This window comes from Cupriavidus sp. SIMBA_020 (genome assembly GCF_046535395.1).
GTDB classification, from domain to species: Bacteria; Pseudomonadota; Gammaproteobacteria; order Burkholderiales; family Burkholderiaceae; genus Cupriavidus; species Cupriavidus campinensis.
The window spans coordinates 232,647-253,971 of record NZ_JAWRWU010000006.1 but is presented as its reverse complement, the minus strand read 5'-3'; the positions used below and the strand labels follow the sequence as shown (position 1 = coordinate 253,971).

Genomic DNA, 21,325 nt, shown 5'->3' with positions numbered 1-21,325 from the left:
TCCGGTGCGCGTATGCTGGGCCCGGCCCGGCGTGGTGTCGCAGCCCCCACCCTGAAGGAGAACCGACGATGCGAATCCCCCGACGCAGCATGGTTTGTCTGGCGCTATGCCTGATGCTTGGCGCGGGCGGGGCCTCGGCGGCTGGGGGGGCCGGGGCCGCTGGGCCGGCGGATGCCGTGGAGACCTACGCGGGACTCTGCGACGCCTCGGCCGGCTTTTCCCTCGGCCCGGACCACTTCGTGGTGGTGGGCGACGAGCGCAATGTGCTGACGGTGTACCAGCCCGGTCAGGCGCGCGCGGTCAAGACCTTCACGCTCGGCAACTTCCTCGGCACCGATGACGATGGCGAGTCGGACCTCGAAGGCGCGGCTGTTGTCGGCCAGCGCGCCTACGTCATCTCGTCGCACGGGCGCAATGCCAAGGGCAAGGTGCAGGGGCGCCGGCATCGGTTCTTCGCGGTGGAACTTGATCCGGGCCGGCTGTCGCTCAAGCCGGTGGGCCGGCCCTACCAGGATCTGCTGAAGGATCTCGTGGCGGCTCCGGCGCTGGCGTCGCTGCCGCTCAAGGCGGCTGCCGAACGGGCGCCGGAAAGCCCGGGCGGGCTCAATATCGAAGGGCTCGCGGCGGCGGACGGCGGCTTGCTGATTGGCTTCCGCAATCCGCTGGTCGATGGCAAGGCCATTCTCGTGCCGCTGGAGAACCCCGACGGGCTGATCGACGCCAAGCCGGCGAAGTTTGGCAGCCCGGTACTGCTAGATCTGGGCGGACGGGGCATCCGCAGCATCGAGCGCGTGGCGCACGGCTATGTGATCGCGGCCGGGCCGGTGGCCGATGACGGCACCTTTGCGCTGTATCGATGGTCCGGCGCCGCCAGTGACCGGCCCGTGGCGTTCGGCCAGTCGGCTATCGCCACGCTGAAGCCGGAAGCCATCTTCACGATGCCCGGCACGCAGCGCCTGCGCATTCTGAGCGACGATGGTGGCGTGCTGCGCGACGGCGTGGAATGCAAGCGCCTGCCGGCAGCCCGGCAGGGATTCCGCAGCGTGACGGTAGCACCGTAAGCGCGCTAGCGCACCAGCACCGCGCGGCCGATGTAGAGCACCGGGCCGGTCGGGCGCCCGATGGGCGACCCGGCGGCGGGCTCGAGCGTGATCTCGAACAACTGGTTGTCCTGGAGGGCTGGCAGGCGGTCCAGCGCGACATCGAGCGACTGGTTGGCCTGCACCAGACCGAGCGAGACCGGCCCGCTCCAGTCGTCCGCCTTGGTCCAGAACTGCAGCGCCCGGTTGGTTGGCGCGGCCTGCGCGCCGAGCGGAATCAGCTTCAGCCGGCGTGGGCTGGAGGCCTGGATCAGCCAGCCCGGTGTCTTGTCCTGAGGCGCGGCCAGCACTACCACATAGCGCGGCGGCGCGGGCGGCGCGAACGCGCGCAGGCCCAGCATGGCGGCCAGCAGCAGCGAGCAGGCCGTCGCCCCGAACGCAATGCCGCGCCACAGCGCCAGCGAATGCCACCATCCGGGCCTGACGGTAGCAGACGTGGCAGACGTGGCAGACGTGGCAGACGTGGCAGACGTGGGGCGCTGTTCGGCATGGCCGATGCTGCGCGCGATGGCGCTCCAGACGCGGGGCGCGGGCGTGACCGGCTCGGCCAGGGCCGACAAGGCATGCAGGCGCGCTTCCCAGGCATCGACACGGTCTTGCAGGCCGGGCTCCTGGGGCAGGCGGCGCGCCACGTCTTCGCGCTGGGCGGCGGAAAGCGTGCCCAGCACGTAGCCGGCGGCGAGTTCATCCAGCGCATCCCAATCGCCGCGGTGCGGATCTCCGGCATCGACGCTCATTGCATGCACTCCTTCAGCGCCTGCAGGCCGCGCCGCACCCAGGCTTTCACGCTGCCCAGCGGCGCGCCGAGCCGCGCGGCGATCTCGCTGTGCGAGCAGCCATCGACATAGGCATAGAGGATGCTGTCGCGCTTGGGCGGGTCCAGTTGGTCGAGGCAGATGGCCAGCCGGCCGAGCATCACGCGGGTCTCGCCGGCCGGGGCCGCGCCCGCCATGGCGGCCAGGGCTGCCTCGTCCTCGATGGCCTGCGCCATCTCCTCGTCGGGTAGCACCAGCCGCAGGCGGTCACGCACGAGGTTGAGCGCCTGATGCCGGACCAGACTGAACAGCCAGCCGCGCGCCGCGCCGCGTGCGGGGTCGAACGTATGGGCATGGCTCCAGACCTTGACGAAGGCGTCGTGCAGCACGTCTTCCGCCAGGGCCCGGTCCCGCACGATACGGACCGCCACGCCCAACAGGTACGGGGCTGCATGCTCGTAGAGACGGCGCAAGGCCGTCACGTCCCGCGCGGCGCAACCGGCGAGCGCGGATTCGTAGTCGAAATGGTCGTTGACGGAGGGCAGGGCGGCGGTCAAGAGCGGGCTCTCTGGTGGCTGCAGGGCTGCAAGGGGCGGCGGGCTGGGGGCGCCCGAGCGCACATCTTACGCCCGACAGTCGGCAGCGGCCCGCTGGGCTTTCCCTAATGCCGCGCGCGCCAGCCCGCTCAGGCCGCCGCTTTCCAGAACAGGTAGTCCGCCTGGTAACGCACCATCTGCGCCGCGCCGCGATTGGCCGCGCTGCAGGCCGCCGCCGGCGCCACGCCGCCACGGGTGGCCACGCGCTGGATGAAGGTGACGCCGCTCATCATGCCGCTGCCGGTCGCTGGATTCGCTTTCACGAGCTGGTGGGGGATATTGCCATCGCCGGCCGGCGCCACGGCGACCTGGGTGGCGGTGACCTTCGAGCCGTCCATGGCCTCCCACGTCGCGGGCGGGCCGTAATACTTGCCGACTGCCTTGCCGCTGCGGTCGTTCAGCGTGGCGGTGGGGCCGACGAAGGCCCATTCGAACTGGTCGGCGGCGTTGGCCTTGGGCCGGCATTCGTAGCGCAGCTCGCCCACGCCAACTGTCTGCATGGCGAGCTTGTGGCCGTCTGGCACCTTGATGGCGTCGGCCACCGGCATGGGCGCGGGCATCGGACCGGCTTGGTGCATGCCGCCGCAGGCGGTCAGGGCAAGGCAGGCGGAGACGGGAACAAGAAGGGAGGTGCGGATCATGGTGGGGCTCCTTGGTGTGTCGTGGATCGGTGCGAACCCGGAGGCTGCACAGGGGCTACACACCAGCGGAGCGTTTGGATGCAGTGGCGCGGAAGTTTTTATCCGGCAGATTTGCCGGCAGCGGCCTGCAGGATCAGGCTGGCCACATCCTGCGGGCGCGACAGCAGCGAGACATGGCTCGCCGGAATCTCCACGGTCTGCGCGCCCATGCGCTTGGCCATGAAGCGCTCCAGATCCGGGTTGATGGTGCGGTCCTCGGTGGACACCGCGTACCACGTGGGCTTGTCACGCCATGCCGCGACGGTGGTCTTCGCCATGGTGATGGCCTTGCCCATCGGCTGCTGCACGGCGTAGTAGGCGCGCGACTGGGTCTCGGGCAGATCTCCGGCGAAGTCGTGCAGGAACGCCTGTTCGGACAATCGGCCATAGCCGTCCGCACCCCATTGCAGGCCGGCGGAGGCGGGTGCGGCGGGGAACCTGCGGGTCAGGGCGGGATAGTCCTCTCCGGCATCTGGCGCGCGGGCGGCGATGTAGACCAGCCCGGCCACTTTCGGGTCGTCGCCGGCCTGGCTGATGACCATGCCGCCATAGGAGTGCGCCACGAGCAGCGTGGGGCCGTCCTGGAGCGCGAGCGTGCGCTTGACGGCGTCGACATCCGCGTCCAGCGACGTGGTGGGGTTCTGCACCGATGTGACGTGGTAGCCCTTCGCCTGCAGCAGCGGAATGACCTTTTCCCAGCTCGATCCATCGGCATACAGGCCGTGCACCAGCACGATGTTCTTGACGGGGACGGTGTTGGCCGGCGAAGGCGTCTGCGCCATGGCCCCGGAGGCGAGGGTGAGAGCGGCAAGTGCGGCCAGTGTGGCCGGGAGGGTACGGTGGAGGTTCATGGTCTGTCCTTTTGATCAGGCGGAGAGTGAAATGCAGCGTGATGCGCTGTCTTCAGTCAGACGAACCGCCGGCGGGTGTATTCCTTTGTCGATCGGGTGAAGGGACGCCGCCGCATGCAGTCATGGAAGCATCGTGCGCCTTTGACAATGAGGCGCGCGCTAGGCGGGCGCTTCAGCCCAGACGTGCATCCACCAGCACGCGGCCCGTGAGCCGCCGGATGCGTGGATCGACGAAGTAGCCGCCGCCTTCCACGTAGCGCAGGAACGCGCGGCTGCAGACCGTGCACGCCCAGACATCGCAGCGGTTGGCCGGGTAGTACAGCGGTGCCACGGGGGCGTCCGGCGACCAGAAGCCGACGCTGTCGGGGTCGTACTCCTGGAACGTCGCTTCCTCATAGGCGCTGGCGACCAGCGTGCCGATCTTCTTCAGTTGTGGCTCGGGAAACGAAATCGGCAGGCTGGCCCAGCCAAGGAGTGCGTCAGTGGCACAGGCGCAGTCGGCGGTGACGTGGTCGGTGTGCTGCGCCAGTTGCTGCAAGGCGTCGAAATCAAGGTACGGAGCGTCTTCCACGGTGGATGCAAGGCTGGGGAGTGCAGCGATCTTACCCCCAAATTCTCCCAAATTCCCCCAATGCCCCGGCCCGACCTGTCACACCGTCGGCGCGGTGCGCACGCCGCCCGCCCCGGCGATGCGGCGGTCCAGCAGCCAGACCAGAAGCAGCGTGACGCCCATCATCGGGAACACGGCGCCGAGCAGGCCCAGGCCGATGGCCCAGGCGCGCATCGGCGGCAACGCGGCGGGATGGCCCGGTGCCCCGAGCTTGCGCGCGGGCTTGCGCTGGATCCACATCACCAGGCCGGTCACAGCCATTGCCATCAGGCCCAGGGAAATCGCCGCGCAGATGAGCTGGTTGGCCAGCCCGAAGTAGCGCCCCATGTGCAGGGAGGTGCCGTAGGAGATGGCCTGCGCCACGGGGCCGTAGTCGGCGAAGCGGAGATCCTTGACGACCTGCCCGCTGGCGGGGTCGATATGGAGCGTGCGCTCGCCGCGTGGATCGGCGGGGAAGCAGGAGGCGGTGTAGACGCCGCCGGGGGCCTTCGGGAAGACCACCTGGCAGCCGGTGGTGATGCCTTGGGCGGCCACCACGGCCACTATCTGATCCAGCGTCAGCGGCGCGGTCTTCGCCGGGGCTACGCTGGGCACGGTGGTCAGGCCGACGGCCCAGGGCATGTCCGCCAGCGGCAGCGATTCCATCGTGTGGTGGTGCTTCATGTGATCGGCGCCGCTGGCCGGGGGCGCGGCATGCGCGTGCATGTCGCCCTGGCCATCGGCCGGGCGGCCGAGATTGGCGGCCGTGGCGAGCGCCTTGAACTGCTTGCCCCATGAGCCCGTCCACGGCAACCCGGAGAGGATGAACGCCACGGCGCCCACCGCCAGCCATGCGCCCAGCGCGAGATGGATTTCCTTCCACCCGCCGCGTGATCCCGTGGCGGGGCCGGGCACGAAGGCGCGCGCGCCGCGCTGGCGCAGGCGCGGCCACCACATCGCCAGGCCCGTGGCGATCATCACCAGCACCCAGCATGCGGCCAGTTCCATCAGCAACTCGCCCGGCTTGCCGACGAGCAAGGCCCGGTGGAGCATGCGCACCTGCTTCATCAACCGGTCTTCCACGCTCAGGCTGCCTAGGTAGGCGCCGGTGTAGGGGTTCAGGTAGACGCTGTCGCTGCCGCCTGCAGGCAGGCGGAACACGAACTCGGCGCTCGCCCGCGGATCGGTGTTGAGCGTGTAGTTGGTGACCGTTGCCCCGGCGGGCGCCGCCACGCGCGCGCGGTCCAGCAGCCGCTGGGGGGGTAGCCGATCGCCGGACGGCTCGGCTTTCAGCAAGTGCGGGTAGAGCAGGGGCTCGATCTGCGGCTGGAAGCAGTAGAGCGTGCCGGTCACGGCCAGCACGATCAGGAACGGCATGACGAACAGGCCGGCATAGAAATGCCAGCGCCAGAGCATGCGGTACGAGGCGTCCGCGCTTGCGGTGGGAGCGGGCCGGGGGGCGGGCCGGGGAGCGATAGGGGGCATGGCGCGTGCGAAACAAACGTGGGCCAAGGATACCGTCCGGGTGGCGTTTGCGGCTGCGACCGAATGCCGCTGGACGATGTGCTCTATGATGCCCTTGCTATTGGGGGCCGCTTCGCGCTTGCCTGCCCCAAGACACCGCCCCGAGCGGTGGGCGCGTGACGCCGGCGAGGTATCATCGCCGCTGCATCGCGCCAACTCGCTCAGCCATGAATCCCACCTCGATCTTCTTCGCCCAGGCCTGTCTGGTCGTCGGCACCCCGCTCCTGCTGTGGCGCGGCTTGCGCATGGGCGGCATCGTGCCGCTCGTGGTCATGCAGATCGTGGGCGGCATTTTGCTCGGGCCGTCGCTGCTCGGGGCCTTCTGGCCGGATAGCTGGCAGGCGCTGTTCGGCGCCACACGGCTGACCGCGCTGACCGGCCTGCAATGGCTGGCGGTGGTGCTGTTCGCTTTCCTGTCCGGCCTGCATATTGGCGGCGGCGAGGCGCGCGGCCTGCGGAAGATCGCGATCAGCGCCGCGTTGGGCTGCGTGCTGGTGCCGTTTGCGCTGGGCGTGGGCGCCGGGTTGGGTCTCGGCCAGTACCGGCCCGGGCTGCTTGGCGACGCCGCCACGCTGTGGCAGTTTGCGATTGCCGTGGGGGTATCGATGGCGGTGACCGCGCTGCCGGTGCTGGGCGCCATCCTGCGGGAAATGGGCTTGAGCGATTCCACGGCCGGCCGGCTTGCGGTGGCCTGCGCGGCGGTCAGCGATGCCGCCATCTGGATCGTGCTCTCGTGCATCCTCGCCAGCACCGGGCAGGCGGCCCAGGCGCCGCTGCGGCTGGTGCTGACTGGCGGTGCATACGTGGCCGCCATGTTCCTGATCGTGCGGCCGCTGCTGGCGGCGGGGCTGCCGCGCCTGCGCGGGACGGATGCGCGGCTGGCGGCGGTGGTGGTGCTGATCTTCGGCTCGGCCTGCGCCTCGGAGATGATCGGCCTGCATTACATCCTGGGCGGATTCCTGGCCGGCGTGGTGCTGCCGCGCGGCGCGGCGGCTGATATCGGCCGGCAGCTGGAGCCCACCACGGTAGTGGTGCTGATGCCGTTCTTCTTCCTGATGACTGGCCTGCGTACGGACCTGACCACGGCCGGCGGCGACGCCCTGGTGGTATTTGCCGTGGCCACCGTCGTGGCCGTGGTGGGCAAGATGGCCGGCACGGCGCTGCCGGCGCGGATGGCTGGCCTGGGGCGGCGCGACGCCTGGACGCTGGGCGCGCTGGCGCAGACCAAGGGGCTGATGGAGGTGGTGGTGCTGGCCATCCTGCTCGAGAATCGCCTGATCGGCGCGGCGGCATTCTCCGGGCTGCTGCTCATGGCTCTCGCCACGACCGTCCTGGCGAAACCGCTGGCGCTGGCGGCGCTGCGGCTGCGCGAGGCGCCCTGAGATGATTACCCGCCCGCCGCTGCACTGGTTCCGGATGCTGTTTGTCCTGCGAGGCTCGGTGCTACCCAAGATCGCCCCGCAGCTCATCACCATCACGCTGTTTGCCGCCCTGATCACCACCTTCCACGGCAGGATTGGCGACTGGAAGGTATCGCTGAACTTCGTGCCGTTCTCGCTGATCGGCCTGACGCTGGCGATCTTCCTCGGTTTTCGCAACAGCACCAGCTACGCGCGATTCTGGGAGGGGCGCACGCTCTGGGGCAGCGTGCTCAATGAAGCGCGCTCGCTGACGCGGCAGGCGCTGACGCTGGGGGCCGACCCGCGCGACGCCCGCCAGTTGGCCTACCGGCTCTGCGCATTCGTGCACGCGCTACGCCATCAGTTGCGGGGCAGCGACGCATGGCCCGACGTGGCGCCGTTCCTCGACCAGGCCGATGCGGCCCGCCTCAAGGCCGCCAGGTTCAAACCCGCCATTGCGCTGCTGATGGCGGGCGAATGGGTGGGCGAGCGGCTCCGCGCCGGCCAACTGGCGCCGCCGCTGGCCCAGTCGATGGAAATGTCGCTCAATCAACTCAGCACGGCACTGGGCGGCTGCGAGCGGCTGGCCGGCACGCCGATCCCCTTCACCTATTCGGTCATCATCCATCGGTGCATCTATCTGTACTGCATGCTGCTGCCGTTCGGCCTCCTGGATTCGATAGGGCTGATGACGCCGGTGATCGTGTGCTTCATCGCCTACACGTTCTTTGCGCTGGAGGCCCTCAGCGCCGAGATCGAGGAGCCGTTCGGCGAGGAACCCAACGACCTGGCGCTGACCGCCATGTCGTACATGATCGAGTCCACGGTGCTGGAGATGATCGGCGAAGCCCCCAAAAGTGCTGCGCCTGCCCACGGGGATTTCATCCAGACCTGAAGCCTTGCCGCGCCAAAGGCATTGTCGTGCGGCGGCAACACTTTGCCTGGGAAGTCCCCGAATTTCATACCGGTCCCAGACAGAAAGCTCGTACCGATAACCGTTATCATTTACATTCATTGGCTTTGTAAAGTTGTTGATACAAGGGATCAAAGCCATGAAGTCGAGCCGTTGCGGCAAGCTGCCTGCCGCACCCCAGATCGCGCTGTGCGCCACGGCGCTTGCGGTGTCCATCCTGAGTCTGACGCCGGGCATGGCTCGCGCGCAGCAGGCCGAGGGCCAGACCGGGCAAGCCGGACAAAGCGGCAACGACGAGCGGATGCTGGAGACGGTTCAGGTCAGCGGCAACTGGCTCGGCACCGGGCTGCAGAACAGCGTCAAGACCTTCCCGGGCGCCCGCACCGTGGTCAACGAAAAGCAGATCGAGCAGAGCGGCGCGTCCAGCATCGGCGATGTCATGCGTCGCATCCCCGGTGTGCAATCGACCGATAACTCGGGCACCGCCGGCAGCGCGATTTCGCTCAATATTGGTGTGCGCGGCCTGACCGGCCGGTACTCCCCGCGTTCCACCGTGCTGCTCGACGGCATTCCGATGGCGGTGGCGCCCTATGGGCAACCGCAGCTGTCCTTCGCGCCGGTGAGCCTCGGCAATATCGAAACCATCGACGTGGTGCGCAGCGGCGGCGCGGTGCGCTACGGCCCGCAGAACGTGGGCGGCATCATCAACTTCACCACCAAGCCGATTCCCACCGGGCCGGGTATTAGCGGCGACGCCTCGATCCGCCAGAACATCTACACCGAGGGCGGTGGCAGCAATACCCAGTACGACGCCTTCGTGGGCACCACACTCGAGAGCGGCCTGGGCCTGGCCTTCCTGTACTCGGGCATGACTGGCCGCGAATGGCGCAAGGGCAGCGACGACAACGTCAACGACGTGGCGCTGAAGTTCGCCTACGACATCACCCCGTCGCAGCAGGTTTACGGCAAGTTCTCGTACTACGACGTGCGCTCGCGTACGCCGGGCGGCCTGTCCGTGGCGCAATACAATGCCGACCCGTTCCAGAACACCCGGCCGAACGACTACTGGAGCGGCAATCGCACCGGCTTCGACCTGGGCTACGTGAACACGATCTCCGCCAACCAGGAGTTCGAGATCCGTACGTTCTTCAACGACAGTTATCGCCAGAGCACGCTGCAGCAGAGCGCCACCCAGATTGCGCACCAGCCGCGCAACTACACCACCTTCGGGATCGAGCCGCGCTACACGCAGCGCGTGTCCCTGGGGCCGACCCAGCATGACATCACCGTCGGCTACCGCTATATCCGCGAGCGCGGCGACGACAACGCGTACAACCAGAGCCTGGTGACGGGCGTGTCGGGCCCGACCACCTCGTTTGACAACGCCACCGATGCCCATGCCGTCTACATCGACGACCGCATCGCCTACGGCAACTGGCGCTTTGTGCCGGGCGTGCGCTTCGAGCACATCGACACCAACCGCCAGCAACGCGGCACCAACACGCAGTTCGAGAGCATCAACAACAAGGCGCTGCCGTCGGTGAACGTCTCGTACCTGGTGAACAATGCGTGGACCGTGTTTGCGGACTACAGCACATCGTTCGGCCCGGTGCAGAACATCCAGCTCAACTCCCAGACGCCTTCCAATCCGCTGCAGCCGGAAGTGGCCCGCACCTTCGAGTTGGGCACGCGCTGGACCGACAGCCGCATCCGTGCCGAGCTGACCGCGTTCAAGATCAAGTTCGACAACCAGATTCAGCAGGTGCCTGGGCTGTCCCCGGCCACGTTCCAGAACATCGGCGCCACCGACCATGATGGCGTGGAATCCGCGATCGACTACACCTTCGACCGCGCCAGCCTGCTCGGCGGCCTGAACCTGTACGCCAACTACACCTACACCCGCGCGATCCAGAAGTCCGGCCCCACGGCCGGCCTGGACGTGCCGTTCTACTCGCGCAATACCGACACCATCGGTGCGCGCTACGACTGGCGTAGCTGGACGTTCAACATCTCCACCACGCACCAGAGCTCGCAGTACGCGGATCTGGCGAACACCGTGGCCGAGTCGGCGGATGGCAGCGTGGGGCGTATTCCGGGCTTCCGCACCTGGAATCTCCAGGCGATGTTCAAGGTGCCGCAGATGAAGCGCACCGACATCACCATCGGACTGAACAACGTGTTCGACAAGCGCTACTACACGCGTACCACGGACAGCAATGCTGGCCGTCTGGTGGGCGCACCGCGCATGGTCTACATTCAGGCACGCGCCGGGTTCTGACCGGCCAACGGGGTGGGGCGGCCGGGGAAGTTTCCCGGCGCCCCATCCCGGCGGGCACGCCGCGCGCTGGGCATGGGCCTAGGACCTATTTCCCTTTGCGGACTTCCGGCCTATGCTGAAGCATCGCGCCGCATGCGGCGTGCCTGCCCACCCCTCCATGGCCAACGCATCTGCCCCGCGTGACGCCCCTTCCTCCCTATGGCGGCGCTGGTTGCCCGGACTGGTAACCCTCGCGGCCTATCAGCCTGCGTGGCTTCCCAGGGATCTTGCTGCCGGACTGGTGCTGACCACGATGCTGGTGCCGGTGGGCATCGCCTATGCCGAGGCATCGGGCGTGCCCGGCGTGTACGGCCTGTACGCGACCATCGTCCCCCTGCTGGCCTATGCGCTGTTCGGTCCGAGCCGGATCCTGGTGCTGGGGCCGGATTCCGCGTTGGCGGCGCCGATCCTCGCCGTCGTCATCACCGCTTCCGCCGGCGATCCCGCGCGCGCCATCGCCACCGCCAGCCTGATGGCCATCGTTTCCGGGTTGTTCTGCATCGTGCTGGGGCTGCTGCGCCTTGGGTTCATCACAGAACTGCTGTCGAAGCCCATCCGCTACGGCTATATGAATGGGATTGCGTTGACCGTACTGGTCAGCCAGTTGCCGAAGCTGTTCGCCATCCCGATCGAGGATGCCGGTCCGCTGCGCGAGTTGTGGGAACTGGCCCGGGCGATTGCCGATGGCCAGACCCACGCGTACAGCCTGGCAGTGGGGGCAGCCAGCCTGGCCGTCATACTGCTGCTCAAGCGTTTCGACCGGGTTCCCGGCATCCTGATCGCCGTGATCCTGGCCACGCTGGCGGTCAGCGTGTTCCATCTAGATACCCTCGGCGTGAAGATCCTGGGCGAGATTCCGCAGGGGCTGCCGGCGTTCGCGGTGCCCTGGCTTAGCGAGGCCGATCTGGTCAAGATCGTGCTCGGCGGCGGCGCCGTGGCGCTGATCGCGTTTGCCGATACCAGCGTGCTGTCGCGCACCTTCGCGGCGCGCTCGCACATGCGCGTGGATCCGAACCAGGAGATGGTGGCGCTCGGCGCCGCCAATCTGGCGGCGGGCTTCTTCCAGGGCTTTCCGATCAGCAGCAGCGCGTCACGCACCCCCGTGGCGGAGGCGGCCGGGGCGCGCACGCAACTGACCGGCGTGGTCGGCGCCATCGCCGTAGCCGCGCTGCTGATGTTCGCCCCCAACCTGCTGCGCTACCTGCCCACCAGCGCCCTGGCCGCCGTGGTCATCGCCGCGGCCATCGGCCTGTTCGAATTCAGGGACTTGCAGCGCATTTTTCGCATCCAGCAATGGGAGTTCTGGCTGTCAATGCTGTGCTTCGCGGGCGTAGCCGTGTTTGGGGCGATTCCCGGCATCTGTCTCGCCGTGGTGGTCGCCGTGATCGAGTTCCTGTGGGACGGCTGGCGGCCGCACTTCGCGGTGCTGGGCCGGGTGCCCGGGCTGCGCGGCTATCACGACATAAAGCGCTATCCGAACGCCGCAAGGATCGACGGACTGGTGCTGTTCCGCTGGGACGCGCCGCTGTTCTTCGCCAATGCCGAGCTGTTCCAGCAACGGCTCACCGAGGCAGTGGCGGACTCGCCCACCCCGGTGCGCCGCGTGGTGGTGGCCGCCGAGCCGGTCACCAGTGTCGATGTCACCTCGGCGGACATGCTGCGCGAATTGGGCCTGGCCCTGGGCGCGGACGGCATTGCGCTGCATTTCGCCGAGATGAAGGACCCCGTCCGCGACAAGCTCAAGCGCTTCGAGCTGACCGAGATCTACAGCCATGATCGCTTTCATCCCACCGTGGGCAGCGCGGTGGATGACTATCTCGATCCGCCGGCTGACCCTGCAGGCGTGGGCTGACGCGGCTGGTGTCGCCCCGTTCTCATTGCATCCACCCCCCGCCCAGCGCACGGAACGTTGCCACGGCTGCGCGGGCGTTGTCGGCGCGTACGCTGGCCTGCTGGTCACGCGCTGCCAATAGCAATCGGTCTTCTTCGAGGACTTCGAACAGGCTGACCGCGCCGCCCTTGTAGGCTTCCTCTGCGGCGCCGCGCGAGCGGGCGTGGGCCGCCACTTCCACCGCCAGTTCCCGGCTTTGCACCTCCAGCTGGGTCAGCGCGATGATCGCGTTCTCCACGTCCTCGGTGGCGCGCAGCATGGACCTGCGATAGTTCGCCAGGGCCTCGGCGTTGGCGCCTTTGGCCTGCGCAACTTCGGCGTCCACCCGGCCGAAATCGAACAGTCTCCAGCGCAGCCCCGCGATGGCGGCGGGCTGGAATGCGGACGCGGTAAACAGCTTGCTGGCGGTCAGGCTCTCGAAACCAAGCAGGGCGGAGATCGACACCTTGGGGTAGTACTCCGCCGTGGCGACGCCGATCTGGGCGCTCGATGCCGCCAGGCGGCGCTCAGCCGCCATCACGTCCGAGCGACGTTGCAGCAGGTTGGCCGGCCCCTGCGCCACGGAGATCTGCGGCACGGTCATGCGCTCGGTGGGCACCGCCAGTTCTGCGCCGTAGGTGCCGGGCTGCGCGCCCATCAACACGTCGAGGCGGTTGAGCTGGGTTTCCAGTTCGATCTGCAGCGGTGGGAGGGTGACGCGGGTCTGTGCGAGCTGCGCTTCTGCCTGAGCCCGTTCGCGCTCGGCGCCGATGCCATCGGCCAGGCGCAGTTGCACCAGTTCCAACAGCCGGGCATTGGTGCGCACCTGCTCCTGTGCAATGGCGATGCGTTGCTGCGCGCCGCGCACGCGGAAGTAGGCATCGGCGGCTTCCGCCACCACCAGCACGCGCACGCCCAAGTGCTCGGCTTCGGCGGCCTGGGCTTCCGCGCTCGCCGCCTCGGCGCCCCGACGCAGGCCGCCGGCCACGTCGATTTCCCAGCTTGCCCCCACGCCCGTGCTGTACAGCGTCTGGTCGCGGTCATAGCCCGGCAGGTTTCTGCCGAGCCGGCCTTGCGGTCCTTCCAGCGACTGGCGCTGTTTGCCCACGCTGGCGGAGAACGCCCCCTGCGGCAGCAACTCGGCGCCGGCCCGGCGCGCGGCGGCGCGGGCCTGATCCACACGGGCGATGGCAGCCGCGAGATCCAGGTTCTGCTCCAGCGCGCGCTGGATGACCCGTGTCAGCGCGGGATCGTTGAAGCCGAGCCACCAACTATCCAGTGACGGTGCCGGTTGGGTGGCTTCTCGGGCGGCCAGTGCTGCGGCATGCGGGTAGACCGCCGGCATATCCGCCGCGGGCGCGTGGTAGTCCGGGCCGGCGGCGCAGGCGGCCAGGGTGGTGACGACACCGGCGGCGATCAGCGTGGACAGAAGGCGCGGGAGACCGGCGCGGGCAGGGTGGGGCGTATGAAGCGGCATTGCGGACACCTTTCGACAGCAACCAGGAACATTGCATCAACTAACTTGCATGATGATAGTGACTAGTCTAGACTAACTTTCAAATTGATAGCAACGTGTATTTCAAGGAGTCCGGAGATGCAGAAAAAGCCGCTTGGGGAGACGCCTTGCCCCATCGCCCGCACGGCCGCCCGGGTCGCCGATAGCTGGAGCGTGCTGATCCTGCGTGAGGCGTTCTACGGAATCACGCGCTTCGATGCGTTCCAGCAGAACCTGGATATCGCCCCGAATATGCTGACCCGCCGCCTGAACTCGCTGGTCGAGGAGGGCATGCTGGAGCGGCGGCAGTACTGCGAACGCCCGCCGCGCTTCGAATACATCCTGACCGAGCGCGGCCGGGATTTCCGCCAGGTGCTGCTGGCGATGCTGGCCTGGGGCAACAAGCATCTCGCGCCCGAAGGCGAAAGCGTGCAACTGGCGGACCGCAAGACCGGCGAGCGTGTGGAGCCCGTGCTGGTTGACGCCGCCAGCGGGCGCCCCGTTACCGGGGCCGATTTCCACGTTGTGCCCGGCCCGGCCGCCACCGAGCGCCTGCGCCAGCGACTGGACCGCTCGGCCGAAGCCTGAGTCGCCCCACCTGATTTGCCCCCTTTTACCCACACCGCTGCGCAGGCAGCGGGAAATCCCCGCATGCAGAGAGGAAGTGCCATGAGCAGCGATACGCTGACTGAACGGGTCGGAGCCGACTCCATTCCCGCGACGAAATCCAAGGTCAGCGCCAAGCGGTTGCTGGCGACTGGCCTGCTGGTGGCGGCCGGACTCGCCGGGGTGGGCTACGGCTACCACTGGTGGACATCCGCCCGGTTCGTGGAAAGCACCGACGATGCCTACGTCGGTGGCGATATCACCGTGATTGGCGCCAAGGTGGGCGGATATATCGCGGAAGTGGCGGTGACGGACAACCAGTCCGTCCGGGCTGGTGACCTGCTGGTACGCATTGACGACCGCGATTACCGCGCCGCACTCGCCAAGGCCGAGGGCGCCGTGGCGGCCCAGCAGGCGTTGCTCGCCAACCTCGATGCAACCGCGCGCCTCCAGGAGGCCGTGATCGGGCAGGCCAAGGCCGGGATAGCGTCGACCAATGCCGACACCGTGCGGGCCCGCGACGATCAGTTGCGCTACGCGAGCCTCGTGGCCAAGGCCGCCGTTTCCATCCAAAGCTCGCAAAAGGCGGATTCGGACTACAAGCAGGCGCAGGCCAACGGCGAGCGCGCACGTGCCTCGCTGCTCGCCGCGCAGCGTCAGCTGGACGTGATCGGCACACAGAAGCAGCAGGCCCAGGCGGCGCTGGCGCAGGCGATTGCCGAGCGGGACATCGCCAAACTGAACCTGAGCTATACGGCGTTGCGTGCGCCCGTGGACGGCACCGTGGGCAACCGGCGCGCCCGGGTGGGCGCCTTTGCGGGCGCCGGCAGCCAGTTGCTGGCCATCGTGCCGGCGGGCGGGCTGTGGGTGGATGCCAATTTCAAGGAAGGGCAGCTCGCGCACATGCGCCCCGGCATGCCGGTGGAAATCGAGGCCGATGTGCTGCCCGGCCGTGTCTTCCATGGCCACGTGGCAAGCCTGGCGCCTGCCACCGGCGCGCAGTTCAGCGTGTTGCCGCCGGAGAATGCCACCGGCAACTTCACCAAGATCGTCCAGCGCGTGCCGGTGCGGGTGCAGCTGGATGAGCAGGATGCCCGGCTTGGCGTGCTGCGCCCGGGCCTCTCGGTCGTCGCGCAGGTCAATACGCTGCCGCCGAAGCAGGTGCAGTGATGACGGCTGCCGGCCTGACCAGCTCGTCGCGCGCCGTGGCGGACACGCCTCCGGGACAGATGTCCACCGCCGCCAAGGTGCTTGCTTTCGGCACGATGTGCGTGGGCATGTTCATCGCCTTGCTGGACATCCAGATCGTTTCTGCATCGTTGCGCGATATCGGCGGCGCGCTCTCCGCCGGGGCCGATGAGACGGTCTGGGTGCAAACCAGCTACCTGATCGCCGAGATTATCGTCATTCCGCTGTCAGGCTGGCTCTCGCGTGTGATGTCGACGCGCTGGCTGTTTGCCGCCTCCGCGGCAGGCTTCACGGTGACCAGCCTGCTGTGCGGCATGGCGTGGGACATCCAGAGCATGATCGCGTTTCGCGCGCTGCAGGGTTTCCTGGGCGGCTCGATGATCCCGATGGTGTTCACCACGGCCTTCGCATTCTTCAGCGGGCCGCAGCGGGTGATCGCGGCCGCCACGGTCGGCGCGCTGGCCTCGCTGGCGCCCACGCTGGGGCCAACGGTTGGCGGCTGGATCACCGACCATTTCTCGTGGCACTGGCTGTTCTTCATCAACCTCGTGCCCGGCATCTTCGTGACCGTGGCGGTACCGTTGCTGGTCAAGGTCGACCGGCCCAACTGGTCGCTGCTGCGCGGGGCGGATTACCTCGGCATGGGATTGATGGCGGTGTTCCTGGGTTGCCTCGAATACACGCTGGAAGAGGGCCCGCGCTGGGACTGGTTCGGCGACAACGTCATCCTGGCCACCGCCTGGATCTCCGGCCTGGCGGGCGCCGCCTTCATCTGGCGCTCGCTGACCCATGCCAATCCGGTGGTGGACCTGCGCGCGCTCAAGGAGCGCAACTTCGCGCTCGGCTGCTTTTTCTCCTTCGTCACCGGCATCGGCATCTTCGCCACCATCTACCTGACGCCGCTGTTCCTGGGGCGCGTGCGCGGCTTCAGCGCGCTTGATATCGGGCTGGCGGTATTCTCCACGGGTGTGTTCCAGATGGCGTCGATCCCGCTCTATGCCTTCCTGGCCAACCGGGTGGACCTGCGCTGGCTGATGATGTTCGGCCTGGCGATGTTCGGCATCTCGATGTGGTACTTCGCACCTATCACGCACGATTGGGGATCGGCAGAACTGCTGTTGCCCCAGGCGCTGCGCGGCATGGCGCAACAGTTTGCGGTGGCGCCTACGGTTACGCTGACGCTCGGCAGTCTGCCGCCGGAGCGGCTCAGGCTGGCATCGGGGCTGTTCAATCTGATGCGCAACCTGGGCGGCGCTATCGGCATCGCGGCGTGTGCCACGGTGCTCAACGATCGCGGCAATATGCACTTCCTGCGCGAGGCGGAGCATCTCAACATCCGCAATGAAGCCATGGGTAACCTGCTGCAGAGCGTCAGCGAGCGGTTCATGGCAGCCGGCCACGACGCCCTCGATGCACAGACCGCCGCGCTGCGGCAACTATGGGGACTGGCCTGGCGCGAGGCCCAGACGCAAACCTTTGGCGACATCTACCTGTTGATTCTGGTGTGCTTCGGCATTGCCACGGCAATGGTGCCGCTGATGCGCAAGGTGGCCGCACCGAAGGCACCGTCTGCGGATGCGCATTGAGGAAACGGACGTGTTGAGTTGGTGCGGCGATTGGTAGCAGATATGCTCGATCAGCCGCAGGGCGAGGCCACTGTTCGCGCCAACAGGGAGCGGGTGCGTGCTCGCGGATGCTTGATGTAGATCAGGCTGCGGTCCAGCTGCCCCTCTATATTGGCTTGGCAACCGCAGCACTCGCCTATCCCACGGGCCCATTCTCCGGATCTGCCGCAGATGGAATGCCCGTAGCATCGGGATTCATACCTCTCTCATCAACTGGAAGCACGCACATGAAGAAGATCGCTACCCTCATTTTGCTGACGGCTACCATCTCGACGATGGCGTGGGCTCAGCAGGCCAGCCCCGGAAGTTCCGCAACGAATGATCAGTTGGTTCAGATGCGGTTGGAAATTCAATCCGCACGAAAGGAATATGATCGAAAAGTCAAGGAGGCGAAGGGCGTGTTTAATGAGGCGAAGAAGGCCGCTGCGCAGGAACGCGACACCGCGATTTCTGCAGCCCGCACCAAAGGTGGCCAAAGTTAGTGGGAATGGCTTATGGGGCCGTGCCTGGGGGTAGTGCCTGGGAATAGTGCCTTGGCCTGGCGCGTCCTGCGACGCCGCGACGTTCACGAAGTAGAGGGCCTTCCGCGATGGCTCGCTGCCTAAGGGGCGCGCACCAGTAGCACCGGCACCTTCGATTCCCGCACCAGACCCTCTGCCACGCTGCCCATTACCAGGCGCCGCACCCCGCGCCTGCCGTGCGTGCCAAGTACGACCACGTCGGCGTGGGCGCGTTGCGCCGCCGCGTTGATCATCGTGGCAACGTCGCCGAGCCCGAGCAGTTCGTCAAGCAGTTCCGCGCGGCATGTGACATGACCAGCATGAGCCCTCGCCTCGGCCTCGGTCAGCAGCTTGCGTCCGCCCTCAAGCAAGGCGGGGCGCAAGTCTCCCAGATTGCCGTAGCCCATGTCGTACTTGAGATAGCTGTTGTCGATCACGTGAACAATATGCAGGGTCGCATTGCACATTGCCGCGAGGCGCATGGCCTCGTCCAGGGCGAGATTGCCGCAGTCGCTGCCATCGATGGCGACGAGGATGGTCTGATACATGACATGGTCCCCTTGGAAGGACGCCGGTTAAGCGGTACCGGTGTGCGGGTAGATAGACGCCGCTTCAGCATAGGTGCGGGATGCGGCTGCCAGTTGATGCATGTCATGGGGAAGCTAATGGCACTTCATTGACTGGGGTCAACCTGCAAGTCCTGGTGGCCCCTACCTTGGAAAGACCGACACGGCCGTCGGATGGCGGATACCTATGCACAAGATCGAATTTGCCGGCGAAATGCCGGATTACTACCCGACCGGTCCCAGTCTGCAATGCTCAGCAACAGTGGACGGTGTGCCTGCGACATATGAGATTACCGCCGAGGCGCTCGAGGATCATTTTGGCGCCCGCTCATACCTCAGCGAGGATCTGCTGCCGGCATTCATGAGCAACCGCCAAGACATTGAGCGCGTTGCGGGCGCCTTGTTCGAGATGACGGAAGCGCGGCATATCGTGCTGCACAGTGGCCATTTCCGCTTCGCGTTGTAAAGCCGGACAGGGCCTGGAGGTACGCCATGGAGAAGTACTTGCGCTCGTGCCAACAGGCAAAACAGGCAAAACAGGCAAGGCGGGGGCGATGGTGGGCGCTCGCCGCTTGCGCGCTGGTGCCGTTCTGTGCCGGATGTTCCTCGGCGCGCAACCCGCTGCATCCCCCGAGGCCGCGCGCGGTTGCGCTCGCTCCCACGGGCCTCGAGCAAACGCAGGCGGCGTCTTCCTGGCCCGGCATAACTCAATCGTGGCGCAGGTCGATGCCGAAGCCACCCGCAAGTTCGCAGTCGACGATCCCCGCAGCATAGGCGAACAGCCATGACTCGGCTTGTTCCACGCTCTCGGGTGGGGCGGGCCAGTCAGGCGTAAACCGAATGCCGATGCCGCCTTCCGGGGCGCCAATATGGATACTGCCGCCGGGGTGGCCCGCAGCAATGGCGTCGGGGACAAAGAGTATGATCTGGAACCCCTTGTACGACCGTTTTGCTTCATGCATGGTTACGGCCGCGTCTCGAGTTGGTCGATGACCGCCGAGATGCCCGGGGCCGACCATACGGCGCCGACAGCGGCGCGGCGATCGGCCAGGGAGTCCACGTGCCCGCTCAGCGTGGCCGTGCCGCCCTCGACCTTCACAGTTATATGATGGGCCTCGCGCACGGCATGACGGCGCAACGCCTCTTCGATGCGTTTCTCCACGTCGGGGGACGCTGCCTTCTCGTGCATCCGGATGCTGTTGACCACGCCGATCACACCGCGCAACTGGCTTACCGTGCGTTCCGCCAGGTGCTTCTGGTAGCCCCAATCGACATCGCCCGATAGCGTCACCCACCCGCGCTCGACGCGCACCTTGATGGCATCTGCGGGCAGATGCACGTGCCATTGCAGGGCCTCGCGGGCTGCCTCGGCAACGGCTTCGTCAAGGAGTGCGCCGGGCGGATGTACGTCGAGCTTGATGATGACGGCACGTACGCCAGAGATTCGTTCCACGGCGCGCTCGGCGGCGAGCTTCTCCGAGTAGCTGGATAGGTGTCCGCTCAGTGTGACAATTCCCTTGTGGACCTCCACGCCAATGGACGCCGCGTCTATGGCCGGGTCCCAGTCTAGTTCCTCGGTGACGTCTTTCTGGATCTGATGATCTGATTTCATGCTTTACCCCTGTTGTCGCACCTGGCAATCGTCCGAAGACGCTGTGGAGACTGGCTAGCGGAGTTCGTACTCGCGCATCATCTCTGTCGTAACGGCCTTGATCGTGGGCAGGCACGACGGCCTGACTGCCGGGAAGGCTTCAATAGTCCAATTGCAGCCGCCGTTGGCAGCAGCGTCGACACGCTGCGGCAACGGGATGTCGCAGTCGCGGCAGTCATCGCCAAGGTCGGCGTTCTCCTGCAGGCGGCGCAGGATTTCGTTGCGGATCTCATCCGCACTGCCGAAGTTCCTGATCATGGTTGTGTCTCCTGATTTCTCTCAGTGGCGCTTCGGCCAGGGCGTCTAGGTTGGCGATCGGTGGGGCAGTGCCGGACGTCCGATGGTCTGCGACAGGATCGGCTCCTCGTCCTCGTTAAGCGACATATGCTCTGCCAGCTGACGCCGGTTGATCCAGCCCCGCACTACGGCGCCCAGCCCGGCCGAGGCGCAGTAGAGATAGACGTTCTGGACCATGGCGCCAGCCGCGGCGGCGGCAAAGGTGTCGCGCAGCGTGGGTGGGACATCCTGCATCCGGCCGTGGTTGGCCACGTAGACCAGGTCCAGCGGCGCCATGCCGACGAAATCCTGATAGCCGGTCATGCTGCGCACGTCCGCCGCGCGTTTCAGCGCCAGGCAATGGTGTACTGGGTCGTAGCGGTAGAGGCCGGCGGGCAGCGCTGCGTAGACGTCGATGACGGCCTCGCCGTGCGGCGAGGGGGCGGTACGCCCGCCGCCTTGCGAGCGATTGATCCCTGCTGCGGCCCACAGCAATTCGCTCAGTTGCTGCAACGGCAGCGGCTGCTCGTCGAACTCACGGGTACTCATGCGCTGCCACAACGCCCCCATCAGCGGCAGACCATTTGTGCGGTCCGGCTGTGGCAGGGCGATTACCCGCCCGGTCGTGCCGGAGGCGGTGCGTGGCAGCAGGCCCCTAATGGGCTGGTAGGGGATAAATTTGAGTTCGTCCATAGGATGCTCACAATGTTGCCAAGAATGCCGCTCCACTTTGGGGAGGCCTCGGTAGGACGAATGTAGGTGTTGCGTCTAGCCGTGGTTTGCGTTGCATCAAGCCAGCTTCACGGGGCGTGCCGGACGGCGG

The 21,325-nt window shown here is 67.0% G+C and carries 22 protein-coding genes; 10 read left to right on the top strand and 12 right to left on the bottom strand.

Annotated features, from left to right (window positions below; all coding sequences use genetic code 11):
• The first annotated feature begins 68 nt into the window (after window positions 1-68).
• Window positions 69-1,061, top strand: a complete 993-nt coding sequence (locus tag SB751_RS14545; protein ID WP_211942568.1) for a DUF3616 domain-containing protein — start codon at window positions 69-71, stop codon at window positions 1,059-1,061.
• 5 nt (window positions 1,062-1,066) lie between these two features.
• Here SB751_RS14545 and SB751_RS14540 read toward each other — a convergent pair whose 3' ends face one another.
• The 6 genes from SB751_RS14540 to SB751_RS14515 all read right to left on the bottom strand — a co-directional run bounded on the left by SB751_RS14540 (window position 1,067) and on the right by SB751_RS14515 (window position 6,056).
• Window positions 1,067-1,837: an anti-sigma factor domain-containing protein gene (locus tag SB751_RS14540; RefSeq protein ID WP_144202225.1), complete on the bottom strand. Its 771-nt coding sequence runs from the start codon at window positions 1,835-1,837 to the stop codon at window positions 1,067-1,069.
• Entirely contained in the window at window positions 1,834-2,412 is a 579-nt protein-coding gene (locus SB751_RS14535; protein ID WP_244844387.1) for a sigma-70 family RNA polymerase sigma factor, read from the bottom strand. The genes SB751_RS14540 and SB751_RS14535 overlap by 4 nt, the downstream gene beginning before the upstream one ends.
• Window positions 2,413-2,540: 128 nt before the next feature.
• Window positions 2,541-3,092 carry a DUF3455 domain-containing protein gene (locus SB751_RS14530; RefSeq protein WP_144202222.1) on the bottom strand — a complete coding sequence of 184 codons (552 nt, stop codon included), beginning with the start codon at window positions 3,090-3,092 and terminating at the stop codon, window positions 2,541-2,543.
• 98 nt (window positions 3,093-3,190) lie between these two features.
• The gene (locus SB751_RS14525) at window positions 3,191-3,982 is read right to left on the bottom strand and encodes an alpha/beta hydrolase (protein WP_144202220.1); all 792 of its coding nucleotides are present in this window, start codon (window positions 3,980-3,982) and stop codon (window positions 3,191-3,193) included.
• A 172-nt stretch (window positions 3,983-4,154) separates the two neighbouring features.
• On the bottom strand, window positions 4,155-4,553 hold the full coding sequence (locus SB751_RS14520) for a hypothetical protein (protein ID WP_144202218.1): 399 nt from the start codon (window positions 4,551-4,553) through the stop codon (window positions 4,155-4,157).
• Between the two features lie 78 nt (window positions 4,554-4,631).
• The gene (locus tag SB751_RS14515; protein WP_410748180.1) at window positions 4,632-6,056 is read right to left on the bottom strand and encodes a PepSY-associated TM helix domain-containing protein; all 1,425 of its coding nucleotides are present in this window, start codon (window positions 6,054-6,056) and stop codon (window positions 4,632-4,634) included.
• Between the two features lie 206 nt (window positions 6,057-6,262).
• On the opposite strand from SB751_RS14515, the gene SB751_RS14510 reads away from it, so the two are divergent.
• From SB751_RS14510 to SB751_RS14495, 4 genes are all read left to right on the top strand, one after another.
• Window positions 6,263-7,477: a cation:proton antiporter gene (locus SB751_RS14510; protein WP_144202214.1), complete on the top strand. Its 1,215-nt coding sequence runs from the start codon at window positions 6,263-6,265 to the stop codon at window positions 7,475-7,477.
• A gap of 1 nt (window position 7,478) precedes the next feature.
• Window positions 7,479-8,390 carry a bestrophin family protein gene (locus tag SB751_RS14505; RefSeq protein WP_410748179.1) on the top strand — a complete coding sequence of 304 codons (912 nt, stop codon included), beginning with the start codon at window positions 7,479-7,481 and terminating at the stop codon, window positions 8,388-8,390.
• A 157-nt stretch (window positions 8,391-8,547) separates the two neighbouring features.
• Window positions 8,548-10,686 carry a TonB-dependent receptor family protein gene (locus tag SB751_RS14500; RefSeq protein WP_250025942.1) on the top strand — a complete coding sequence of 713 codons (2,139 nt, stop codon included), beginning with the start codon at window positions 8,548-8,550 and terminating at the stop codon, window positions 10,684-10,686.
• Between the two features lie 157 nt (window positions 10,687-10,843).
• Window positions 10,844-12,577, top strand: a complete 1,734-nt coding sequence (locus SB751_RS14495) for a SulP family inorganic anion transporter (RefSeq protein WP_211942574.1) — start codon at window positions 10,844-10,846, stop codon at window positions 12,575-12,577.
• A gap of 22 nt (window positions 12,578-12,599) precedes the next feature.
• Here SB751_RS14495 and SB751_RS14490 read toward each other — a convergent pair whose 3' ends face one another.
• On the bottom strand, window positions 12,600-14,072 hold the full coding sequence (locus tag SB751_RS14490) for an efflux transporter outer membrane subunit (protein ID WP_410748178.1): 1,473 nt from the start codon (window positions 14,070-14,072) through the stop codon (window positions 12,600-12,602).
• Window positions 14,073-14,189: 117 nt separating this feature from the next.
• On the opposite strand from SB751_RS14490, the gene SB751_RS14485 reads away from it, so the two are divergent.
• The 4 genes from SB751_RS14485 (at window position 14,190) to SB751_RS14470 (ending at window position 17,991) form a co-directional block, all read left to right on the top strand.
• Window positions 14,190-14,678 carry a winged helix-turn-helix transcriptional regulator gene (locus SB751_RS14485; protein WP_144202204.1) on the top strand — a complete coding sequence of 163 codons (489 nt, stop codon included), beginning with the start codon at window positions 14,190-14,192 and terminating at the stop codon, window positions 14,676-14,678.
• 81 nt (window positions 14,679-14,759) lie between these two features.
• Window positions 14,760-15,866, top strand: coding sequence for an HlyD family secretion protein (locus tag SB751_RS14480; protein WP_144202202.1), 1,107 nt, complete (start codon window positions 14,760-14,762; stop codon window positions 15,864-15,866).
• Entirely contained in the window at window positions 15,866-17,470 is a 1,605-nt protein-coding gene (locus tag SB751_RS14475; protein WP_410748177.1) for a DHA2 family efflux MFS transporter permease subunit, read from the top strand. The genes SB751_RS14480 and SB751_RS14475 overlap by 1 nt, the downstream gene beginning before the upstream one ends.
• A gap of 266 nt (window positions 17,471-17,736) precedes the next feature.
• Window positions 17,737-17,991 (top strand): hypothetical protein, encoded by a 255-nt coding sequence (locus tag SB751_RS14470; protein WP_144202198.1) that lies wholly within the window; start codon window positions 17,737-17,739, stop codon window positions 17,989-17,991.
• Between the two features lie 119 nt (window positions 17,992-18,110).
• Here SB751_RS14470 and SB751_RS14465 read toward each other — a convergent pair whose 3' ends face one another.
• A complete protein-coding gene (locus tag SB751_RS14465) occupies window positions 18,111-18,557 on the bottom strand; it encodes a universal stress protein (protein WP_144202196.1) in 447 nt (148 codons plus the stop codon).
• 205 nt (window positions 18,558-18,762) lie between these two features.
• On the opposite strand from SB751_RS14465, the gene SB751_RS14460 reads away from it, so the two are divergent.
• Entirely contained in the window at window positions 18,763-19,041 is a 279-nt protein-coding gene (locus SB751_RS14460) for a DUF1488 domain-containing protein (RefSeq protein ID WP_144202195.1), read from the top strand.
• Between the two features lie 241 nt (window positions 19,042-19,282).
• Here SB751_RS14460 and SB751_RS14455 read toward each other — a convergent pair whose 3' ends face one another.
• Genes SB751_RS14455 through SB751_RS14440 form a run of 4 tightly spaced genes read right to left on the bottom strand, consistent with a single transcriptional unit; the run spans window position 19,283 to window position 21,195 of the window.
• Window positions 19,283-19,537: a hypothetical protein gene (locus tag SB751_RS14455; protein ID WP_144202193.1), complete on the bottom strand. Its 255-nt coding sequence runs from the start codon at window positions 19,535-19,537 to the stop codon at window positions 19,283-19,285.
• Window positions 19,538-19,539: 2 nt separating this feature from the next.
• A complete protein-coding gene (locus tag SB751_RS14450; protein ID WP_144202191.1) occupies window positions 19,540-20,187 on the bottom strand; it encodes a BON domain-containing protein in 648 nt (215 codons plus the stop codon).
• Between the two features lie 54 nt (window positions 20,188-20,241).
• Complete coding sequence (locus tag SB751_RS14445) at window positions 20,242-20,484, bottom strand: hypothetical protein (protein ID WP_144202189.1); 243 nt, start codon at window positions 20,482-20,484, stop codon at window positions 20,242-20,244.
• Window positions 20,485-20,529: 45 nt separating this feature from the next.
• Window positions 20,530-21,195 (bottom strand): SagB/ThcOx family dehydrogenase, encoded by a 666-nt coding sequence (locus SB751_RS14440; protein ID WP_410748176.1) that lies wholly within the window; start codon window positions 21,193-21,195, stop codon window positions 20,530-20,532.
• Between the last annotated feature and the right edge of the window lie 130 nt (window positions 21,196-21,325).